General features: G+C 65.6%; 23 protein-coding genes and 1 pseudogene. 20 read left to right on the top strand and 4 right to left on the bottom strand.

Features of this window, described 5'->3' with window-relative positions:
- Positions 1–25 precede the first annotated feature (25 nt).
- A complete protein-coding gene (locus tag M3461_18485; protein MDQ3776194.1) occupies positions 26–364 on the bottom strand; it encodes a formylmethanofuran dehydrogenase in 339 nt (112 codons plus the stop codon).
- Positions 365–583: 219 nt separating this feature from the next.
- Here M3461_18485 and M3461_18480 point away from each other — a divergent pair, with 219 nt between their 5' ends.
- The 15 genes and pseudogenes from M3461_18480 to accC all read left to right on the top strand — a co-directional run bounded on the left by M3461_18480 (position 584) and on the right by accC (position 12,482).
- The gene (locus M3461_18480; protein MDQ3776193.1) at positions 584–1,576 is read left to right on the top strand and encodes a GHMP kinase; all 993 of its coding nucleotides are present in this window, start codon (positions 584–586) and stop codon (positions 1,574–1,576) included.
- A gap of 58 nt (positions 1,577–1,634) precedes the next feature.
- Positions 1,635–2,540, top strand: a complete 906-nt coding sequence (locus tag M3461_18475) for a methylenetetrahydromethanopterin dehydrogenase (protein MDQ3776192.1) — start codon at positions 1,635–1,637, stop codon at positions 2,538–2,540.
- Positions 2,527–3,684, top strand: coding sequence for an ATP-grasp domain-containing protein (locus tag M3461_18470; GenBank protein ID MDQ3776191.1), 1,158 nt, complete (start codon positions 2,527–2,529; stop codon positions 3,682–3,684). The genes M3461_18475 and M3461_18470 overlap by 14 nt, the downstream gene beginning before the upstream one ends.
- A gap of 135 nt (positions 3,685–3,819) precedes the next feature.
- On the top strand, positions 3,820–4,806 hold the full coding sequence (gene mch, locus M3461_18465; protein MDQ3776190.1) for a methenyltetrahydromethanopterin cyclohydrolase: 987 nt from the start codon (positions 3,820–3,822) through the stop codon (positions 4,804–4,806).
- 46 nt (positions 4,807–4,852) lie between these two features.
- Positions 4,853–5,422, top strand: coding sequence for a Uma2 family endonuclease (locus tag M3461_18460; GenBank protein MDQ3776189.1), 570 nt, complete (start codon positions 4,853–4,855; stop codon positions 5,420–5,422).
- A gap of 99 nt (positions 5,423–5,521) precedes the next feature.
- A complete protein-coding gene (locus M3461_18455) occupies positions 5,522–5,776 on the top strand; it encodes a DUF2283 domain-containing protein (GenBank protein MDQ3776188.1) in 255 nt (84 codons plus the stop codon).
- Between the two features lie 152 nt (positions 5,777–5,928).
- Positions 5,929–6,153: a hypothetical protein gene (locus M3461_18450; GenBank protein ID MDQ3776187.1), complete on the top strand. Its 225-nt coding sequence runs from the start codon at positions 5,929–5,931 to the stop codon at positions 6,151–6,153.
- A 10-nt stretch (positions 6,154–6,163) separates the two neighbouring features.
- A complete protein-coding gene (locus tag M3461_18445; protein ID MDQ3776186.1) occupies positions 6,164–6,391 on the top strand; it encodes a hypothetical protein in 228 nt (75 codons plus the stop codon).
- Between the two features lie 309 nt (positions 6,392–6,700).
- Positions 6,701–6,973 (top strand): hypothetical protein, encoded by a 273-nt coding sequence (locus M3461_18440; GenBank protein MDQ3776185.1) that lies wholly within the window; start codon positions 6,701–6,703, stop codon positions 6,971–6,973.
- A gap of 290 nt (positions 6,974–7,263) precedes the next feature.
- Positions 7,264–8,211, top strand: coding sequence for a RimK family alpha-L-glutamate ligase (locus M3461_18435; GenBank protein MDQ3776184.1), 948 nt, complete (start codon positions 7,264–7,266; stop codon positions 8,209–8,211).
- Between the two features lie 86 nt (positions 8,212–8,297).
- Positions 8,298–8,990 (top strand): annotated as a pseudogene (locus tag M3461_18430) (triphosphoribosyl-dephospho-CoA synthase).
- 261 nt (positions 8,991–9,251) lie between these two features.
- Positions 9,252–9,761 (top strand): formaldehyde-activating enzyme, encoded by a 510-nt coding sequence (fae, locus tag M3461_18425; protein MDQ3776183.1) that lies wholly within the window; start codon positions 9,252–9,254, stop codon positions 9,759–9,761.
- Between the two features lie 378 nt (positions 9,762–10,139).
- On the top strand, positions 10,140–10,583 hold the full coding sequence (gene aroQ, locus M3461_18420; GenBank protein MDQ3776182.1) for a type II 3-dehydroquinate dehydratase: 444 nt from the start codon (positions 10,140–10,142) through the stop codon (positions 10,581–10,583).
- A gap of 17 nt (positions 10,584–10,600) precedes the next feature.
- Entirely contained in the window at positions 10,601–11,062 is a 462-nt protein-coding gene (accB, locus tag M3461_18415) for an acetyl-CoA carboxylase biotin carboxyl carrier protein (protein ID MDQ3776181.1), read from the top strand.
- A gap of 76 nt (positions 11,063–11,138) precedes the next feature.
- The gene (accC, locus tag M3461_18410; GenBank protein MDQ3776180.1) at positions 11,139–12,482 is read left to right on the top strand and encodes an acetyl-CoA carboxylase biotin carboxylase subunit; all 1,344 of its coding nucleotides are present in this window, start codon (positions 11,139–11,141) and stop codon (positions 12,480–12,482) included.
- A gap of 163 nt (positions 12,483–12,645) precedes the next feature.
- On the opposite strand, the gene groL is transcribed toward accC, so the two are convergent.
- Entirely contained in the window at positions 12,646–14,292 is a 1,647-nt protein-coding gene (gene groL / locus M3461_18405; protein MDQ3776179.1) for a chaperonin GroEL, read from the bottom strand.
- Between the two features lie 55 nt (positions 14,293–14,347).
- Positions 14,348–14,638 carry a co-chaperone GroES gene (locus M3461_18400; GenBank protein MDQ3776178.1) on the bottom strand — a complete coding sequence of 97 codons (291 nt, stop codon included), beginning with the start codon at positions 14,636–14,638 and terminating at the stop codon, positions 14,348–14,350.
- A gap of 198 nt (positions 14,639–14,836) precedes the next feature.
- On the opposite strand from M3461_18400, the gene M3461_18395 reads away from it, so the two are divergent.
- The 5 genes from M3461_18395 to M3461_18375 all read left to right on the top strand — a co-directional run bounded on the left by M3461_18395 (position 14,837) and on the right by M3461_18375 (position 19,079).
- Positions 14,837–15,163, top strand: a complete 327-nt coding sequence (locus M3461_18395) for a divalent-cation tolerance protein CutA (GenBank protein MDQ3776177.1) — start codon at positions 14,837–14,839, stop codon at positions 15,161–15,163.
- Entirely contained in the window at positions 15,160–17,010 is a 1,851-nt protein-coding gene (dsbD, locus tag M3461_18390) for a protein-disulfide reductase DsbD (GenBank protein ID MDQ3776176.1), read from the top strand. Before M3461_18395 ends, dsbD begins: the two co-directional genes overlap by 4 nt.
- On the top strand, positions 17,007–17,603 hold the full coding sequence (locus M3461_18385) for a TlpA family protein disulfide reductase (protein MDQ3776175.1): 597 nt from the start codon (positions 17,007–17,009) through the stop codon (positions 17,601–17,603). Before dsbD ends, M3461_18385 begins: the two co-directional genes overlap by 4 nt.
- A 121-nt stretch (positions 17,604–17,724) precedes the next feature.
- The gene (locus tag M3461_18380) at positions 17,725–18,699 is read left to right on the top strand and encodes an ATP-grasp domain-containing protein (GenBank protein MDQ3776174.1); all 975 of its coding nucleotides are present in this window, start codon (positions 17,725–17,727) and stop codon (positions 18,697–18,699) included.
- Between the two features lie 209 nt (positions 18,700–18,908).
- Complete coding sequence (locus M3461_18375) at positions 18,909–19,079, top strand: hypothetical protein (GenBank protein ID MDQ3776173.1); 171 nt, start codon at positions 18,909–18,911, stop codon at positions 19,077–19,079.
- A 380-nt stretch (positions 19,080–19,459) separates the two neighbouring features.
- On the opposite strand, the gene M3461_18370 is transcribed toward M3461_18375, so the two are convergent.
- Complete coding sequence (locus tag M3461_18370) at positions 19,460–19,744, bottom strand: hypothetical protein (GenBank protein MDQ3776172.1); 285 nt, start codon at positions 19,742–19,744, stop codon at positions 19,460–19,462.
- Positions 19,745–19,888: the final 144 nt, after the last annotated feature.

Here is a 19,888-nt window from a genome sequence, read left to right as displayed (position 1 = left end):
CGTAGGTTTCAGGGGTTTCGACGGCTCAAGGCACATCCACGCGTTCCACCTGCACCTCGAAGTTCTTGGAAATGGGCATGCCGCTCCCGGCCGTATCGCCACCCATGAGCTGACTGGAGGGTGGCCCGTAGGCGATGAACAGCATCCCGGAGGGCAAGTCGCTCGGTTTCTTGCCCTTGCAGCGGACCACGGCCTCGCCCTCTGTGTTGCTGAGCCGAACGGCGTCGCCGTCCTTGAGACAGAGGCGGGCCATGTCGTCCTGATTCATCTCGACGGTGGAGGTGACCTCCCGGTATTCGTGCTTGAGCTTGCCGGCATTGAGCGACGTGCCTTGTTTGTTGGACCGGCCCGGGATCAGGATCATGGTTTCAACCACGGATGTAATTCCTCCACCTGCGGCGCCCCATTTCGGACCTATCGGCTCGGAAATGTCGGCGCTCGCGAATAGTGCAATTGTAACATGCTATGAGCCCCGTCAACGGCCGCTCGCGCGGTGCCCATCCGGTATCATGCGGTGGCCGCATGATCTATCATGCCTGCCATCGCGTCCCTAGAACGATAAGCGTCAACCGATCCGCAGGTGGTGGCACTGGACCCCAACTTCACGCGCCCAGAGCACGAGGCGACGATCACGATTGCCGCCCCGGCGCGCCTGCACATGGGCTTCCTCGACATGAGCGGTGACCTCGGTCGGCGCTTCGGCGGGCTAGGCCTCGCCCTCTCGGAGGTGCGGACGCGGCTTTCAGTGCAGCGTGCCAAAGGGGTTTCCGCCGAAGGACCCTCGTCGGAGCGCGCCGCACGTTCTGCGGCGACGCTCTTGGAGGTCCTCGGGAGCGGGCAAGGGGTGCGGATCCACGTCCACGAGGCTATCCCCGAGCACGCCGGCCTCGGCTCGGGCACACAGATCTCGCTGGCCTTGGGCGCGGCGCTCATGCGCCTCTTCGAGCGCGACTGTCATCTTCCGGCATTGGCCCAGGCGACGCGCCGCGGGTTGCGCTCGGGGATCGGGATCGGGGCCTTCGAATCGGGGGGATTCGTGGTCGACGGGGGGCATGGCGAGCGCACCGCGATCCCGCCGGTGATCGCCCAGATGCCGTTCCCGCAGGACTGGCGCGTGATCGTGATCCTGGATCGCGCGCGCCAGGGCTTGAACGGCGCAGCCGAGGTCTTGGCCTTCAAGCGCCTCGCGCCCATGACACAAGAGACCGCGGGGCGGTTGTGCCGGCTCCTGGTGATGCAGGTCCTGCCGGCGCTCGCCGAGCGCGACTTCGTGCCCTTCAGCACCGGGATCGCCGCCATCCAGGACACGGTCGGGGATCACTTCGCGAGCCTGCAAGGGGGGCGGTATACGAGCCCGGCGGTCGCCGAGGCCCTCGCCCGGTTGCGCGCTCAGGGGCTCAGGGGCGTCGGGCAAAGCTCCTGGGGTCCCACGGGCTTCGCGCTCTGTGAGGACCCGGCAGAGGCCGAGCGCCTGGTGCGCGCGGCGCGCCCGAGATGGGCGGACTCACTCACCTTCCTCGTGTGCACGGCCCAGAACCGGGGCGCCGAGGTGATGGTGAAGCGCAAGGCGGCTTGAGGGCATCGACGGAGCACACGCTTAAAACAGGCCCTGGCGGCCATTGCGGACGGAGACCATGAAAGACCCTTACCTCTTGCACATGTTCAATTCCACCAAGAACGTGAGCCCCTTCGACGTCAACATGGCCTACGAGGCCGATTTCGACGGGGTCATCCCCTATGCGGACGTGACGCTCGATGACATCCACGGACTGACCCAGGACACTATCTTCTCGCGCGGGCCGACCGGGGTGAAGCGGACCGGGATCTTCATCGGCGGCCGCGATTTCGGGCTCGCCCTCGACATGCTGGAGGAGGCGCGCAAGGCGATGGTGCCGCCCTTCGAGGTCTCCGTGTTCGCCGATCCCAGCGGCGCCATCACGACCGCGGCGGCGCTCATGGCCTGCGTCGAGGTATGGCTCCGCAGGAAGGGCGCGGGCGGCCTCGCCGGACGCAACATCTACCTCTTAGGTGGCACCGGCCCGGTGGGGCTGTGCGCCGGGGTGATCGGGGCGCGGGCCGGGGCCCATATGTACCTGGCGAGCACCCGTGGTGCCGAGGCCGCCCTGAAGGCGGGGGCGCCCTACCACATGCGTTACGGGGTCGAGATGCGGGGCGCCGACAGCAGCGGCGATGCCGCCATACGCGCCTTCCTCGCGCACGCCGATGTGGTGGTCGGCGCGGCCAAGGCCGGTACCCAGGTGCTCTCTAGTGCCCAACTCGCCGAGGCGCCGCGGCTCCTGGTCGCGGCCGACGTCAACGCCGTGCCGCCCGCCGGGATCGAGGGCGTGGGCGTGCAGGACATGGGCAAGGAGCTACCATCGACCCCCGCCCGAGCGGCAGGGATCGGGGCGCTTGCCATCGGGAACGTCAAGTACAAGGTCCACTACCGGCTGTTCCAGATGATGATCGAGGCCCCGAAACCCGTGTACCTCGATCACACCCAGGCATTCGCCGTGGCACGGGAGTATGCCGCCGGCTGAGAGGCCCTCTACCGGCCGACCGATCGTCGTCGTGGCCCAGAGCGGACGGGCCTTGGCGCGTTCGGCGGGACGGGCGGGGATCCCGGTGCATGTCCTCGACCTCTATGCCGACCGGGACACCTCTGTCCTGGCCCGATTGGTGTCCCGGATCGGTTCGATCGTCAGCGGGTTTCGCGCGGACCGCTTGCTCGACCGCCTGCATCGAATCGAAGCCCGAGAGGGGATCGACGGCATCGTAGCGGGGAGCGGCTTCGAGGAGCGCATCGATCTGCTCGAAGCGATGGCGCGCGTCGGCCGGCTCCTCGGCAACCCGCCCGAGGTCGTGCGGCGCGCCAAGGACCCTATTGGCTTCTTCGCGCTCCTCACCCGCCTCGGGGTCCCGCACCCGGAAACGGTGACGGAGGCGCCGCCAGGACCGCCAGGCGAAGGCGCGGGCTGGCTTTGCAAGCGTATCGGCGGGGCGGGCGGCGCACATGTCCGGCCGGCCGAGGCATGCTGCCCGGCCGGTCATTATCTACAACGCCAGGTGTCCGGCCGGCCACATTCGGTCGTGTTCCTAGCGGACGGCCGGCACGCCGCGATCGTCGGATACAACGAGATCCGGGTCCAGGGCGGGACGGGCGCCGCGCGTTTCCGCTACACGGGCGCCGTGACCGTTTCGGACCCGCTCAACGCCCCCGCAATCGGAGACGCGCTCCAAGCACTGGTCCCGGCCCTCGGGCTCGTCGGGCTCTGCGGGCTGGATTTCATGCTCGACCGGGACGGGCGGTACTCGGTGCTGGAAGTCAATCCGCGCCCGACCGGGACCTTCGAGCTTTACGAGGACTTGGGTGTGGAGGGGCCGGGCCTGTTTCAGATGCACCTCGCTGCCTGCGAGGGCCGGTTGCCTCGCACGGTTCGGGTACTCGGCGCAGGGATCGCGGCGCAAGAGGTGCTCTGGGCATCCGAGACGTTCGCGATCCCGGACGATCTCCAATGGCCCGACTGGGCACGAGATCGTCCCGCGGCCGGGACCCTCCTCCAGTCCGGCGAGCCGATCTGCACACTGCATGCGCGCGCGGCAGAGCGAAAGGCCGTGGATCGCCTCTTGTCGGACCGGCGAGCCAAACTCTGCGCGGTGCTCGGGTGGCCGCAAGCGGCATAGACTATACTGGCCACGGCCATAAATCGCCGCCTCAGATCCCCTCTCCCTCCGGGAGAGGGCTAGGGTGAGGGGACAAAAATAGGGCGCTGGTGACCGGTCGATCCAGGGGTTCAACAAGACACGAAGATCGCTGTCATGACGAACAAGTCGGTTCCGGTGAGCGTCAACGCACGCACCCGTCCCCTGGTGGATGCCCTGGTTGCAGAGGCGCCGTCCCTGCGGATCGCAGTCGAGCGCCTCGCCAACGGGACGCAAGTCATCGATGCCGGGATCAAGGTTCCCGGCGGCTTAGAGGCCGGCCGGCGCATCGCGGAGATCTGCCTGGGCGGGCTCGGCCATGTGGGGATCCGGGCGGGCACCGCCTTCGCCAACTGGATCCTGTACGTCGATATCTTCACCAGCAACCCGGTCCTCGCCTGCCTCGGGAGCCAGTACGCCGGCTGGAGCCTGGAGCACGGCCAGGGCAAGGGCGCGTTCCGGGCGCTGGGGTCCGGGCCGGCGCGCGCGTTGGGCAGCCACGAGCCACTGTTCGATGAGCTCGGGTATCGGGACGCCTCGACCACCGGCGTGCTGGTGCTCGAGGTGAGCGCCCTCCCGCCCGTCGAGATCGCGGACCGGATCGCGCAGAATTGCGGGATAGAGCCCGAGAACCTGACGCTGATCCTGACCCCGATCACGAGCCTGTGCGGCGCGGTGCAGGTCGTGGCGCGCTCGCTCGAGGTCACGCTTCACAAGGTCCACGCCCTCGGTTTTCCCTTGACGGCGATCGTGGACGGTATGGCAACGGCCCCGTTGTCCCCGCCCTCGCCCGACTTCATGACCGCCATGGGCCGCGCCAACGACGCGATACTCTACGGCGGGGACACGCACCTGTTCGTGGATTGCGGCGATACCGACGCCGCCGATCTCGCGCAACGCTTACCGAGCAGCGCCTCGCGAGACTACGGCAAACCCTTCGCCGAGGTTTTCGAGGACTCGGGCCATAATTTCTACGACATCGACCCCATGCTGTTCAGCCCCGCGCGCGTGTGCATCACCTCGCTCCAGAGCGGGATGAGCCACAAGGCGGGGAGCCTCAACCCGGCGGTCCTGGAGCAGTCCTTCGGCCACACGGTGAGCTAAGAGGCTGCCGTCAGTTCCTGCGCCTGCCCTGAGGCATACACACACGATGTCCGCAGTGCTGCAGACCGAGGTGCGCCGGCATCGGCTCACCGTGGACGACTTCCACCGCATGGGCGAGGCGGGGATCTTCCGTGCCGACGAACGGGTGGAGCTGATCGATGGAGAGGTCATCGACATGGCGCCGATCGGAAGCAACCACGCCGGAACGGTCGGGTTCTTGGCCAAGAGACTGGAACGTGCCGTGGGAGATTCGGCACTGGTGTTTGTGCAGAATCCGCTATCGCTTACGGCGAGTAGCGAGCCGCAGCCCGACATCATGCTGCTCAAGCCACGAGCGAACTTCTATCGCAGCGGCCATCCCCTCCCGGAGGATGTCCTGCTCATCATCGAGGTCGCGGACACCACGCTCGCCTACGACCGCGACATCAAGGTGCCGCTCTACGCCCGCCACGCCATCCCGGAAGCGTGGCTGATCGATCTGGAAAACAAGCGCCTCCACGTGTTTACCTCACCGTCCGACACCGGTTATCTTGAATCCCATTCGCTGGCGCGGCCAGGCGTGCTCTGCTTGGTTGCACTATCGGGGTCCCAAGTCGATGTCGGCGGGGTGTTTTAGCATCACGGTCGGTCGGGCAGACGCATAGCCGAGCCGCGGCGATACGGCGGCAAGGGTCGGGGTGGGGTCCGACGGACAAGTCGAATGTAGGAGAATCTCATGGCCGACAGAGTGAAAGTGTGGTTCGATCCGGAAGGCGACTTCTTGGAAGTGCAGTTCGGCGATGCCCCGGGCTACATGCGTGAGACCGCGAACGATGCCGTCATGGAACGCGTGGACGAGCAGGGAAGGGTTCTGGGTTTCAGCATTCTTGGAGTAAGCCAGTTTCGAAAGGAACGGTCGTTGGAGGCCTTACCCATGAGCGGAGGTACTATCCGGCCCTGCTCCGCGCATGTGGCGGAGTTCGTAGATTGACTCAGCCTACCGTGCTGGTGCACGATGACAACCCCGGTAGCATTCGGTGATCGAACGGACCCGCATCGTTGGCGAGACGGGCACCTTTTATCGGCTACTGCGGAGATGGTAGGAAATCACTCATACAATTCCCTTGTCGATAGAGGCGGTATATGGTGACTATCACGTTCCCCGACCGCGAGGCCGAGAAGCGTGCACTTGCGTTTCTGCTCGGGCGCTTCTCGGGGCGGGTGCTCGGCTCAGGAGAACATCTGGTCCCCGAAGCAGCCCTGGAAGCGCTCGCCGACCAGAACATTCCGTTTGTCGTCAAGGGAAAGGCTACCTATGAGCAGCAGATGGCGGCGATTCGAGCTGCTGCTTCCCGTCCGGTTCAATGACGGCCGGGACGTGCCGCCGGAATGGCTCGCTGAGGCGGTGTTGGAGATCGTAGACCGTTTTGGTGCGGCCAGTTACGAGACCCAGAAAGTCGAGGGTCACTGGCGGTACGGCGGCGTTCTTTATAGAGACGATATGGTGCGGGTCGTCGTTGATGTGCCCGAGTCGGCTAAGAATCGAGAGTGGATGAAAGAGTTCAAGAACCGGTGGAGAGCTCGTCTTGAACAGCTTGAGCTATGATGGTGAGTTATCGCATCGAGGTCGAATAGTCCGCAGGATGCGGACGCGTCGCCTTCTGGTGCAGTATGGACCCATTCGACTGGAGGGCCATCTATTACCAGTCCGCCAGCCTGCATGCCGGCCTGCTCCATACGTTTTGGGAGGACTTCTTATTCGCGCGCCGCTGGCGCCCACGAATCGTGTTCGAGCCGCGCCACGACACGCCAGCGCGTGCCGCCTGCGCCGCGTTCTGGCATCTGCACGAGGGCGCCGCACAAGAAGCGGCCGCCGCCTTCGTAGCGCATCCGCGACCTTCCCCACGGCGAGGAGTTGTACGCCAAGGCCTTTGCGATGGCGCTCGATTGCGGGTCGCTGGAGCAGATCGCCTACTGGCGGTCACCCGAGCGCCCCCCTGGGGAGCTGTCACGACCGGAGGTGCGTAACGCACTGGATTTAAGGGAGTTCTGCGGCCTCGACCCAGTCGCGTTCGACGCGGCGCTGGATGCGCTCCAGCGCCACGATGTGCTCACGACGAACAACGGCCATTATCGCTACAGCGTCGAGCTGATGCGCCGCTGGGCGCTGCGTTCAAGAGACGCGTAGTAGGAGGAGACGTACCCCGGGTACGTACCCCGGTAGCCTACTATGTCGTCCCGCTCGAAGCCCGTGAGCGGCAATGGATTTGCACCCTACCGTTGTCCTGCTATGCTGCGATGCCATCGCGCGTGGAACATTGCCTGCCGCAAGGGAACACCTCCTCGACCCCAAAAAAGCGGATATACCGCGCACAATCACGAAACACCCCCTCACCCTAGCCCTCTCCCGGAGGGAGAGGGGATCAAAACGCGGCGATTCATGGCCGTGGCCAGCATAAATTCCAAAACCAGAACCAAGTGAACAGAGCCGTCGTACCGGATCCCTCTCACCTCGCGCCCTGCATTGCCATCGTCACCGACGAGCCGGGCTGGCACGGGGCTGAGCTCAAGCGGGCGCTCGCGGCGCGCGGCTACGCGGGCCGCTACGTCTCGCTAATAGAATGTCAGATCGACCTCGGCGCCCCGCACTCGGTCGTGATCCCGGGTTTCGAGGCGGCGCTGCCGGCCGGGGTATTCGTGCGCGGGGTGCCGGGCGGGAGCCTCGAGCAGGTGACCCTGAGGCTCGATGTGCTGCACATCCTCAAGATACTCGGGGTCGTGGTCTACAACGACGCACGCGCCATCGAGCGCACGGTCGACAAGGCCATGACCAGCGTGCTCCTGAAGCGGTCGGGCATCCCGACGCCCGAGACGTGGGTGTGTGAGTCGCGTACCGAGGCCGAGTCCTTGGTCGCTCGCGAGCTGTCCCTGGGCCGGCGGCTCGTCGTGAAGCCGCTGTTCGGTTCCCAGGGGATCGGCGTCACGCTCATCGATTCGCCCGCGTCCGTCCCCGACGTCGCGGAATCCGGGGGCGTCTATTATCTCCAGCGCTACGTCGAGAGCCGCCATGATGACGCGTGGCGCGACTTTCGGGTCCTGGTAGTCGCCAACCAGGCGATCGCCGTGATGCAGCGCCGCAGCCCGCACTGGATCACGAACCGGGCACGCGGTGGGCGTTGTCATGCGGTGGACCTCGAACGGCCGTTGTGCGAGCTCGCGGAGCACGCGGCGCGCGCCGTGGACATCGACTACGCCGGCGTGGATCTCTTGCAGGACGGCGAAGGGCGGTTGCTGGTGACCGAAGTCAACAGCGTACCGGCCTGGTATGGGCTTCAAGGGGTCTCTAGCTTGAGTATCACCGAGCGCCTCGTCGATCACCTGCTCTCGCGCATCGCCGGTGCCACCCCTCTCGAGGCCGTCCCCTGACGGGAGGCGCCCCGGTCACAACGCTGGTCCGCGAGGCGGTGCTCGCGAGTTGCCGGCTGGACGTTTCGGCATTCAAGCCCGGCAACGTGAGCCTGCGCTCGCCGGGCCGCGGCATGACGGCCTCGGATTTCCTCACGAGCGCCGAGGCCGTCGCGCCCATCCTGTCGGCGCCCGGTCTCTCGCTAGGCCGGCGGGTGTTGATGAGCGTCGAGGCGACCCGCAGAGCCGTGGGTTGCAACACCAACCTCGGGATCGTGCTCCTATGCGCACCCCTGGCGCAGGCCGCGCTCGAGGCCGGTGTGTCCCGCGACTGGCGTCCACACCTTCGGGCCGTGCTGCACACGCTCGACGTGCAGGATACCCGCGATGTGTTCCGAGCCATCGTGCTCGCCGCGCCGGCCGGTCTCGGCCAGAGCGGGCGCCATGACGTGCATGAGGCTCCCGAGGTCCGGCTCCTCGATGCCATGGCCGAGGCCGCGTCCCGAGATCGGATCGCCTACCAGTACGCCCACGACTATGCGGATGTCCGGTCCCTGGGCCTGCCCTGCCTCCACGCCTGTGCGAGCCGCTGGGCGGCACGCGAAGACCGGCTCGAATGGGCCACGGTGGCCTGCTACCTGGCCTTCCTGGCGCGCATCCCGGACACCCACCTCTTGCGCAAGCACGGGCCGGATGCGGCCCTGGCGGTGCGCCGCGAGGCCGAGAGGGTGGAAACCGGCTTCAAGGCGTGCGAGAATCCCGCTAATGCAATAGCTTTATTGCAGGATTTCGATAACAAGCTCAAGCGGGGGGGGCTCAATCCCGGTACGAGTGCCGACCTCACGGTGGCCAGCCTCTTGGCGTTCCACCTGGATCACCTTTTGGGGATCAGCCCCGGGGATCGCCTGGGGGATCACCGTGATACGCCGGAAGGCGCGGTCGTGGCTCGTGAGACCTGCAACAGGGCGCGTCCCGTACGATTACTAAGGTGGCAAGCGATGTCTATCTTCAGAACACTTGTCGAACAACAACCATCCGCAGCAACCACAGGAGTTAAAACCATGGCAGTCGTTGATCGAGTATTGGTAGGGGAGTCGTTGGTCGGTGATGGCAATGAGATCGCCCACATCGACCTCATCATGGGCCCGCGGGGCAGCGCCGCAGAGGCCGCATTCTGCAACGCGCTCACCAACCAAAAGGACGGGTGCAGCATCCTGCTCGCGTTGGTGTCGCCGAACCTGGCGTGCAAGCCGAACACGATCCTGTTCAACAAGGTGACCATCAAGGGCGCCAAGCAGGCCGTTCAGATGTTCGGGCCGGCGCAGCGCGCGGTCGCGGTGGCCGTGACCGACTGCGTCGAGGATGGCACCATCCCGGCGAGCGAGGCCGACGACATCTTCATCTGCGTCGGCGTCTTCATCCACTGGGATGCCGAGGACGACAACAAGATCCAGGACTTCAACTACCAGGCCGTCAAGGAGTCCATCAAACGCGCGATCAAGCGCGAGCCGAAGCCGATGGACGTGGTCGCCAAGAAGAAGACCGCGCATCCCTTCGCCGCGCACGCCTAAGGCGCGAGCCTCTAGACGCCGCACGGCGCGAGGGTCGTTGGATCCGTGATGCCCCGGCCCCGGCCGGGGCATTTTTTTGGCGGCCCGAAGCCGCGGATGCGGCCCCCCGATCCGTCGCAGCTCCTGGCCCAGGGCTATGGTGAAAATCCGGGCTAGCCAGGAAACCCGCCTCGAGGTCGTGCGGGCTTCGCCTCCGCCGTCCCCTCGGCGACCGCAGAGACCGGCACCTGGACGGTCTCGCGACATTAGATCGATCGAACCGGCAGGCAGCCCGTCCCATTTCGATGCGGCTCGGGTTCGAGGGTCGATCGTGCTCGTATCCGCTGTGATTTCATGCTAGTGTGCCACCAAGATCCACAATGATCGGAATGAGAGCCCATGGCCGCCCTCCTGCTCCTCAACGGCCCGAATCTCAACCTGCTCGGAACGCGCGAGCCGGAGCGTTACGGTACCACCACGCTCGGGGAGATCGAGCAACGGCTTCGGGACATGGCGGCGGCCTCCGGGCACAGCCTGGCGGCCTTCCAGAGCAACGCCGAGCACGAGCTCATCGACCGCATCCATGTCGCTAAACCCCAGGGCGTCGCCTTCATCCTCATCAACCCCGGGGCCTACGCCCACACCAGCATCGCCCTGCGTGACGCCTTCCTGGCGGTCCAGATCCCGTTCATCGAGGTGCATCTATCGAACGTCTACGCGCGGGAGGCGTTTCGGCACCATTCCTATCTCTCCGGGATCGCGCTCGGGGTGATCACGGGGCTCGGTCCCCACGGTTACGAGCTGGCACTGCAGGCGGCGCTGGCGCGCGTGGCCGCGCCCTGATTTTCCACGGAAACCGGATGGACATACGAAAAATAAAAAAACTGATCGATCTCGTGACGGGATCCGGGATCGCCGAGATCGAGATCCATGAGCGCGAGGAGTGGGTCCGCATCAGCCGCCATGGGCCGCCGGCCCCGGCCCATACGGTTTTTCGCGTCCCCGAGTCCGCGGCGTCCGACATGGTGGCGCGGGCGAGCCTGACGGCGCAACCGGAGGTCAAGGCGAAGTCGGACTTCGAAGGCCATTCCATCACCGCGCCCATGGTCGGGACCTTCTACCTCGGGCCTTCCCCTACCAGCCCCCCGTTCGTCGAGGTCGGGCAAAGAGTCAAGCGCGGGGATGTCCTGTGTATCATCGAGGCCATGAAAGTCATGAACCAAATCGAGGCCGATACCGATGGTGCCATCGCCGCCGTCCTGGTCGAGAACGGCCAGCCCGTGGAGTACGACCAGCCGCTGTTCGTTGTCAAGCGCGGGTAGTTACATATATTTTTTGGGGACCGTGCCGGTCTGTGCACGCCCCGTGGCGACAGCGCACTGAATACTCGATCCTCCCATGCTCGAAAAGATCGTGATCGCCAACCGCGGGGAGATCGCCCTCCGCATCCTCAGGGCGTGCCGGGAGATGGGGATCAAGACCGTCGCCGTGCACTCGACCGCCGACCGCGATCTCAAGCCGGTGCGGCTCGCCGATGAATCGGTGTGCATCGGGCCGGCGCCGGCCTCGGAGAGTTACCTGAACGGTGCCGCGGTGATCAGCGCCGCCGAGGTCACCGATGCCGTCGCCATCCACCCGGGCTATGGCTTCCTGGCCGAGAACGCCGACTTCGCCGAGCGTGTGGAGGAAAGCGGCTTCGTCTTCATCGGGCCCAGGCCGGACACCATCCGGCTCATGGGCGACAAGGTCTCGGCGATCCGTGCCATGAAACGGGCCGGTGTACCGTGCGTGCCCGGATCGGAGGGCACGCTGGGGGACGACCCCGACGAGAACCTGCGCATCGCTCGCGACATCGGTTATCCGATCATGATCAAGGCCACGGGCGGGGGTGGGGGGCGCGGCATGCGCGTGGTGCACTCCGAGGCCGCGCTCCTGAACGCCATCGGGCTGACCCAGGGCGAGGCCCAGGCGGCCTTCGGCACGGGCGCTGTGTATCTGGAGAGATTCCTGGAAGCGCCGCGGCACATTGAGATCCAGGTACTCGCCGATATCTGCGGCAACGCCATCCACCTGGGCGATCGCGACTGTTCCATTCAGCGTCGTCACCAGAAGATCATCGAGGAGGCCCCGGCGCCCGGCGTGTCGTCGGCAGAGCGTGCCGCCGTGGGTGCCCGTTGCGTAGAGGCCTGTCTGGGGATCGACTACCGCGGGGCCGGGACCTTCGAGTTCCTTTATGAGGACGGGCAGTTCTACTTCATCGAGATGAATACCCGTGTGCAGGTCGAGCACCCGGTGACGGAGATGGTTACCGGCGTGGACATCATCAAGGAGCAGATCCGGGTCGCGAGCGGCGAACCCCTCTCCTACCGCCAGGAGGACATCGTGTTGCGCGGCCATGCCGTCGAATGCCGGATCAACGCCGAGGACCCGGCGACCTTCGCCCCCTCGCCCGGCACCATCAGCCTGTTCCACCCCCCGGGCGGGCCCGGGATCCGGCTCGACACCCACATCTACCAGGGTTACAAGGTCCCCCCCTACTACGACTCCCTGATCGGTAAGCTCATCGCCCATGGGGAGGACCGCCACGCGGCACTCATGCGCATGCTCAACGCCCTGACCGAGGTCGTGATCGACGGGATCAGGACCAACCTCCCTTTGCACCGCGACATGATGCACGACGCGGGCTTTCGGGCCGGCGGTATGGACATCCATTATCTCGAAAAGAAGCTGGGCCTATTCTGAGTGGGCCTATTCTTAGTAAAGGGGGCCGCGCGCCCATCATGGCCCTGGCGCGAACCTGAATGACTCATTCTTAAGAAAAAGAACCCCGCACTGTGGCGGGGTTCTCGATCGGGCGGCGCCCATGTTAATTAAATAGAAACTCGGCGCGTCAGTCCTCTATCCCTTACATCATATCCATGTCGCCCATGCCGCCGCCGTGGCCGTGGCGGCCCGGCATCATCTTGTCCTCTTCCTTAGGGAGCTCGGCCACCATCGCTTCGGTCGTGATCATGAGCCCGGCGATCGACGCGGCGTTCTGGAGCGCCGTGCGGGTCACCTTGGTCGGGTCCAGGATGCCCATCTGGACCAGATCGCCGAATTCGCCGCTGGCGGCGTTGTAGCCGAAGTTGCCCGCACCTTCCCGGACCTTGTTGACGACCACCGAGGGCTCGGCCCCGGCATTGGCGACGATCTGGCGCAACGGCTCTTCCATGGCGCGCTTGGCGATCTGGATGCCCATGTCTTGGTCGTGGTTGTCGCCCTTGAGCTTGTCGAGGCTCGCCAGTGCCCGGATCAAGGCCACGCCGCCGCCCGCCACCACCCCCTCCTCGACGGCCGCGCGGGTCGCGTGCAAGGCATCCTCGACTCTAGCCTTTTTCTCCTTCATCTCGGTCTCGGTCGCGGCGCCGACCTTGACGACGGCCACTCCGCCGGCGAGCTTCGCGACGCGCTCCTGGAGCTTCTCCTTGTCATAATCCGAGGTGGATTCCTCGACCTGGGCGCGGATCTGCTTGACGCGCCCCTCGATGGCCTTGGGATCGCCTGCGCCGCCGATGATGGTGGTCTCCTCCTTGGTCACCGTCACGCGCTTCGCCGTCCCGAGATCGCCCAGACTGGCCTTCTCCAGGCTCAGACCGACCTCCTCGGCGATGACCGTTCCCGCGGTCAGGATGGCGAGGTCCTCGAGCATGGCCTTGCGGCGATCACCGAAACCGGGGGCCTTGACACCACAGACCTTGACGATGCCGCGGATGTTGTTGACCACCAAGGTCGCCAGCGCCTCGCCCTCGATGTCCTCGGCGATGACGAGCAGCGCGCGCCCGGACTTGGCCACCGCCTCGAGGATCGGCAACAGCTCGCGGATGTTCGAGATCTTCTTGTCGTGGATGAGGATGTAGGGGTTCTCCAGCTCGACGCTCATGCTCTGCTGGTTGTTGATGAAGTAGGGCGAGAGGTAGCCGCGGTCGAACTGCATGCCCTCGACCACTTCCATGGTGTTCTCGAGCCCCGAGCCCTCTTCCACCGTGATCACGCCCTCCTTGCCGACCTTGCTCATGGCCTCGGCGATGATCTCGCCGACGGCGGTATCGGCGTTGGCCGAGATGGTACCGACCTGGGCGATGGCCTTCTCGTCGTTACAGGGCTTGGAGAGCTTCTTCAACTCCTCGACCGCGGCGCTCACGCACTTGTCGATGCCGCGCTTGAGATCCATCGGATTGAGACCGGCGGCCACGGACTTGATGCCCTCGGTCAGCATCGACTGGGCCAGCACCGTGGCCGTGGTGGTGCCGTCACCGGCCTCGTCGGAGGTGTGAGAGGCGACCTCCTTGACCATCTGGGCCCCCATGTTCTCGAACCTATCCTTGAGCTCGATCTCCTTGGCGACCGAGACCCCGTCCTTGGTGACCGTGGGCGATCCGAAGCTCTTTTCCAGGACCACATTGCGGCCCTTGGGACCGAGTGTGATCTTCACCGCGTTGGAGAGCACGTTGACGCCGGACAGCATACGCTTGCGGGCGTCTTCGCTAAACCTGAGTTCTTTTGCAGCCATGTTCAATACCTCTCGTAGTGTTCTAAGGGATCGGGCTCAGAGATCGGGCCGCCGATCAGCCTTCGATGATGCCCATGATGTCGTCTTCGCGCATGACCACGAGGTCCTGGCCATCGACCTTGACCTCGGTGCCGGAGTACTTGCCGAACAACACCTTATCCCCGGCCTTGACATCCAGCGGCCGGAGCCTGCCTTCGTCGCTCAGCTTGCCGGGGCCGGCGGCGACCACCTGACCTTTCATAGGCTTTTCCGCGGCCGTCTCGGGGATCACGATGCCCCCGGAACTGGTACGCTCTTCTTCGAGCCTCTTGACGATGACCCGATCGTGTAAGGGACGGATATTCATACGGTCAACCTCCGATGGTTCTTGTACAATAGGATCCAAGAGCGAAATTGTTAGCACTCGCCCTCAGCGAGTGCTAATTATAGGGCGAGGAAACCCCCTGTCAAGCCTTGGGCATGGGGTGGTGGCGAAATGACATTGAACGACAAGGGAAATCCAGAGCAGACCGGCGACGGTCCGGGGGCCGAGCCCGATGTTCGCATGGCCGCCCCGCTCGTGATCATGGCCACTTGCCCCGATGCAGAAAGCGCCGATCGGCTGTCGCGTGGGCTGGTGGAAGGGCGGCTTGCGGCCTGTGTCAACGTCCTGCCCGAGGTCGGATCGGTGTATCGCTGGCAGGGGACGATCGAGCGGAGCCGTGAGACGCTGCTCTTGATCAAGACCACATGTGGTCGGTACGAGGCGGTCGAGGCGTTCATCTGTGCTGGCCACCCCTATGAACTCCCTGAGGTGATCGCGGTCCCTATCGAACGGGGATCCGCGGCTTACATATCCTGGCTTGAACACATGGTGAGTGACGCGCAATGAGACGATGGCTGCTCGTGATGCTGGGGCTCTTGACGGCGCTTTCCGCATTCGCGGGTGAGCCCGCGGGGTCGGGCTGGTTCGCCGGTTTCGGGGATCCGTCCCGGTCCGCGGCCAAACCGCGTGAATTTCTGCACCCGGACCAGGCCTTCACGCTTTCCGCGGAGGCGCAGGACCCGCACACCCTCCTGGCACGGTTCGCTATCGAGGACGGTTATTACCTTTATAAAGACAAGCTCGGCTTTGCGTCTCAGGATGCGCGTGTGGCCCTGGCCAAGATCGAGCTTCCGGCGGGCAAGTTCAAGGAGGACCCGGAGTTCGGGCGGGTCGAGGTGTACACGGGCGACACCGCCGTCCGGATACCGCTGATGCTGGGCCCGGGGGAAGGGCGGCCTGGGGAAGGGCGGTCTTTCGATCTCCGTGTCGCTTACCAGGGCTGTGCCGAGGACGGGATCTGTTATCCGCCCATCACCAAGACGGTCGCGGTCACGCTCCCGCCCCTAGAAAACATAAATAAATGGGGTTCATCGCTGGCTCAGGGGACCGCTACGGCACTGTCGCCGGAGGACTCCCTGGCCCAGCGACTCGCGGGCGGGGAGACGATGTGGACGCTGCTGTGCTTCGTCGGCTTCGGGCTGCTGCTCTCGTTCACGCCTTGCGTATATCCCATGATCCCCATCCTCTCGGGGATCGTGGTCGGCCAGGGGGAGGGAATCACCACCGGGCGGGCCTTTTCGCTGTCGCTGGTGTTCGTCCTGATGCTGGCCGCGACCTATGCCGGTATGGGCGTGATCGCCGGGCTCTTCGGCCACAATCTCCAGGCGACCTTCCAGAATCCCTGGGTGCTCTCGAGCTTCGCGGGGGTCTTCGTCGTGTTGGGCCTTTCCATGTTCGGTGTCTTGAACCTCCAGATCCCGGCCGCCTGGCAGGGCCGGATCGCGCAGCTCTCCGGCCGGCAGCGCGGCGGGACCTGGGGCGGGGTGGCGGCGATGGGGCTCTTTTCGGCACTCATCGTCGGGCCGTGCGTGGCCCCACCGCTGGCGGGAGCGCTCATCTACATCGGGCGCTCGGGGGACGCGCTCCTGGGCGGGATGGCACTGTTCGCCCTCGGCCTCGGTATGGGCATACCGCTTTTGGCCGTCGGCGTCTCGGCCGGCAGGCTCCTGCCCAGGGCCGGGGCCTGGATGGAGAAGGTCAAGGCGGTCTTCGGCGTGCTCATGCTGGGCGTCGCGATCTGGCTCTTGGAGCGCCTGCTGCCGGCCCCAGTCACGGTGCTCCTGTGGGGGCTCTTGATCTCGGGCTCGGCCATCTACCTCGGGGCCCTCGATCGCTTCGATACCGCCCATCCGCGCACCGCGCCCCTGTCGCGGGGTCTCGGGCTCGGGCTCCTCGGGTACGGATCGGTGCTGGTGGTCGGCGCCGCGGGCGGGGCCACCGATGCCTTGACTCCACTTGCGCAGCTGACAGCCGACCGTTCACCAAGTTTGGCGTTCAATGCCATCAGGGGGCAGGTTGGTCTCGAGGAGGCGCTCGATCGGGCCCGTTCGCAGGGCCGGCCAGTCATCCTGGACGTCTATGCGGACTGGTGTGTCGAGTGCAAGGAGCTGGAACGTGACACGTTCACGGATAACGGCGTCCAACACCGCCTGTCACGGCTCGTGCGCCTCAGGGCCGATGTCACCGCCAACGACGACATCGATCAACGGCTCTTGAAAGGCCTCGGGGTGTTCGGGCCGCCGGCCTTGATATTCTATGGATCGGATGGGGTCGAACGGCGCCCGGAGCGCGTCGTCGGGTTCATCGGTCCTCGGCCATTCCGTGAGCACCTCGATGGGATCCTGAGCCCGTGACGGATGCGCCGCGCTTCGCCGCCGTCGCTTTGGTATTGGTCCTCGCGGCGGTCCTGGGGCGGGTCGCTTATGACTGGGGCTTCGCAAACGCCCCGAGTCCTGCAGGCGAGCCGGGGGCAGGTGATGCCCCGGGGGCGGGTGATGCGCTGGGCGACGCGGGGCCGGTACGGCCCGAGTTCTCACTGGCCGGGCTCGACGGCAAGACCTATGGTCCCGGGGCTTGGGCAGGCAAAGTTCTGGTCCTCAACTTCTGGGCAACCTGGTGTCCGCCCTGCCGCGAGGAGATCCCCGATCTCATGGCCTTGCAGGCGACCTATGGCGAACGTGGCCTCCAGATCGTCGGGATCGCCATCGACGATCCCAAGGCGGCGCATGAATACGCCAACCGGCTTAAGGTCAACTACCCGACCCTGGTCGGTGCCTGGGATGGCCAACGGGTGGCCGAAGACTACGGCAACCGCATCGGGGCGCTCCCATTCACCGTGATCGTGGACCGCCACGGCCGGCTCGCCTATACCAAACCCGGCCAGATCGCCCGCGACGAGGCCGAGGCTATTGTAATTCCCCTCCTGGGCGCCGCCGGCCCAACCTAGGCTACCTTCTCTCACACCACCGCAGTGCTCGCCGATCCGCCGGGTCTCTCGGCCGGTCCACTCGCAAGTAGGTTCGACATTGCACCGGCTGCGGCGTTTCTCAGCTCCTGCGGCGGAGACGATGGCATGCGCCAAGCGTCTGTTCGTAATCGAGTTTATCACCGGTGGTGGGCTAGCGGACGAGCCGCTGCCGGGAGCGCTCGCGCATGAAGGCGAGCTGATGCTCGCCGCGCTGTTAGGGGAGCTTAGCGCCATACCGGGCATCAAGGTCACGACCACGCGAGACCACCGGCTGTCGCCCCTCTCCGGGCCCGCTCGCTGCGTTACGATAGGGCCTTCGGACGATCCCTTCGCCGTCTGGGGCCGGTGCACCGAGGACACGGATGCGGTGTGGCCGATCGCGCCGGAGACGGGGGGCGTACTCGAAAGGCTGAGCCGCCTCGTGTTGGAGCAGGGCCGGCAGCTCATCGGATCGAGTCCCGAGGCCATTGGCGCAACGGCCAGGAAGCACCGGTGCGCCGAGATCCTCCGGCGGGCCGGCGTTCCCGCGATCCCGACGCGCCCGTTACAACACGGGATCCCCGAAAGCGATTCGGGTTGGGTGGTCAAGCCGGACGACGGGGCGGGTTGCACGGAGACCTTCTACTTCGACGATGCGCGCGCGTTGCGGGCCTTCGCCGCTGGGGCGTCGAACCGCGGCTACGTGGTCCAACCCTACATCGCCGGGACCCCCGCGAGCCTGTCCGTGCTGTGCCGAGACGGTCACGCGGTGCTCTTGTCGTGCAACGAACAACGGATCGGGCGACAGGTGGACCGACTGTCCTTTGAAGGGGTCCTGGTCAACGCCCTGCGCCGCGAGCGGCCCGCGTTCGAACCCCTGGCCCGGGCGATCGCCGGGATCATGCCGGGGCTCGCGGGCTATGTCGGGGTGGACCTCATCCTCACGCCCTCGGGTCCGATCGTGGTCGAGGTCAATCCGAGGCTCACCACTGCCTATGTCGGGCTCGCCGAGGCGTTGGATATCAACGTCGCCGCCGCGATCCTCGGGGTCTTCGACCGGCAGTGGTGCCCTGCGCGTGGCCATCCACCTCGATGACGACTTGCAAATACTCGCGGCCGCGAGGCCCCGCGGTTCGCCCGTCGGCGATCAACTCGTGGTGGCCCGGCTTGATGCCGGTTAACTCGAACCGCCCATGGCGAATCGGTGCGGACCGAGCGCTGACCGATGGAGACGGTGACCCCGGCGAGGGGCTGATCGCGAGACGCAGCATGGAACCACCCACACCGGTCACCGCCGGATCATCCATGAGAACCTTTCCGTTTGGCGAGCGCCGGCCGGCCGGCCTTGTCGCGGTGCGTGCGGGCTCGCATATACGCGATGCGTTTGCGGTGCGGCGCCTAGAATCGCGTAAGGCCACCACGGCCTCGGGCAGGGCTCGCCCCGTGCTGGACGACGAGCCCCTTCGGTCGGGGTGATCGTGACGGGCACATGCCCTCCGGAACCGACCAGGGCGATGGTCTTCGCGTTCAGGCTTGTGACCCGAAGCGGCCCCCTGCCATTCGCGTATCGTTCATCGGCTACCTCGAAATGCATGGCGGTCTTGGGTCCGGAAACCCGCGCCTCAGTCGCCCCGCAGATTGTCCGAGGGTGACATCGACCATGAGCTCATTGGCCAGTGCTTCCAGCAGGCGGCGAAGCTCCGCAGTCGGCGCTCCGCGTTACGGAAAGCTCGGCGACGGCCTTGAACAGCGTTTCCCCCGACCAGGAGGCGCTCAGGCATTCGGTCGACAATTCTTGGATGTTGCCCCCCCGCCGGGCGATGGCCTGGGAGACGTCCCGGACGATCCCTGGCCGATCAGTTCCAGCTTGACCGTGCGCTACTCCCCGATCCCGGCTCCAGACCGCTGTCCTCGACGGTGATCCGCAGCCCCTCAAATTCTAAGGTCCCCAAGGCCTCTTTCAGGGCGCGCGCCTCGGCCTCCGGGACCCCTGCCACCAGGATCCCGGCGAAACGGCCGCCGAGACCCGCGATGCGGCTCTCCAACCAGTTGCCGTGGTGGGCGGCGAGCGCTTTGGACAGGGCCTCGACCAATCCCGGCCGGTCTGTCCCCATGACGGTGACGACGAGTGAGGTGGTCATGGTCACAGAGGAAATCGTTAAACCAGACGAGTTCACGCTAAAAGAATTTCGCGGATATAACTGGAATGACAAGGAGCCAGTCTGAACAGTTAGCGGCTATAGTAACATCTAGTGTAGTGTCCCTTGAATAACTTTACAGATTAT

It is taken from the genome of Pseudomonadota bacterium (assembly GCA_030860485.1).
In the GTDB taxonomy this organism is placed as follows: domain Bacteria; phylum Pseudomonadota; class Gammaproteobacteria; order JACCXJ01; family JACCXJ01; genus JACCXJ01.
Note: the sequence above shows the minus strand (reverse complement) of the source record. Positions and strands in the feature narration are given on the sequence as shown.

Coding starts and splice junctions, on each gene's coding strand:
- M3461_18485 (MDQ3776194.1), bottom strand. CDS start 364: ATGATCCTGATCCCGGGCCGGTCCAACAAACAAGGCACGTCGCTCAAT.
- M3461_18475 (MDQ3776192.1), top strand. CDS start 1,635: ATGAAAGACCCTTACCTCTTGCACATGTTCAATTCCACCAAGAACGTG.
- M3461_18470 (MDQ3776191.1), top strand. CDS start 2,527: ATGCCGCCGGCTGAGAGGCCCTCTACCGGCCGACCGATCGTCGTCGTG.
- mch (MDQ3776190.1), top strand. CDS start 3,820: ATGACGAACAAGTCGGTTCCGGTGAGCGTCAACGCACGCACCCGTCCC.
- M3461_18460 (MDQ3776189.1), top strand. CDS start 4,853: ATGTCCGCAGTGCTGCAGACCGAGGTGCGCCGGCATCGGCTCACCGTG.
- M3461_18455 (MDQ3776188.1), top strand. CDS start 5,522: ATGGCCGACAGAGTGAAAGTGTGGTTCGATCCGGAAGGCGACTTCTTG.
- M3461_18450 (MDQ3776187.1), top strand. CDS start 5,929: ATGGTGACTATCACGTTCCCCGACCGCGAGGCCGAGAAGCGTGCACTT.
- fae (MDQ3776183.1), top strand. CDS start 9,252: ATGGCAGTCGTTGATCGAGTATTGGTAGGGGAGTCGTTGGTCGGTGAT.
- aroQ (MDQ3776182.1), top strand. CDS start 10,140: ATGGCCGCCCTCCTGCTCCTCAACGGCCCGAATCTCAACCTGCTCGGA.
- accB (MDQ3776181.1), top strand. CDS start 10,601: ATGGACATACGAAAAATAAAAAAACTGATCGATCTCGTGACGGGATCC.
- accC (MDQ3776180.1), top strand. CDS start 11,139: ATGCTCGAAAAGATCGTGATCGCCAACCGCGGGGAGATCGCCCTCCGC.
- groL (MDQ3776179.1), bottom strand. CDS start 14,292: ATGGCTGCAAAAGAACTCAGGTTTAGCGAAGACGCCCGCAAGCGTATG.
- M3461_18400 (MDQ3776178.1), bottom strand. CDS start 14,638: ATGAATATCCGTCCCTTACACGATCGGGTCATCGTCAAGAGGCTCGAA.
- M3461_18395 (MDQ3776177.1), top strand. CDS start 14,837: ATGGCCGCCCCGCTCGTGATCATGGCCACTTGCCCCGATGCAGAAAGC.
- dsbD (MDQ3776176.1), top strand. CDS start 15,160: ATGAGACGATGGCTGCTCGTGATGCTGGGGCTCTTGACGGCGCTTTCC.
- M3461_18380 (MDQ3776174.1), top strand. CDS start 17,725: ATGGCATGCGCCAAGCGTCTGTTCGTAATCGAGTTTATCACCGGTGGT.
- M3461_18375 (MDQ3776173.1), top strand. CDS start 18,909: ATGAGAACCTTTCCGTTTGGCGAGCGCCGGCCGGCCGGCCTTGTCGCG.
- M3461_18370 (MDQ3776172.1), bottom strand. CDS start 19,744: ATGACCACCTCACTCGTCGTCACCGTCATGGGGACAGACCGGCCGGGA.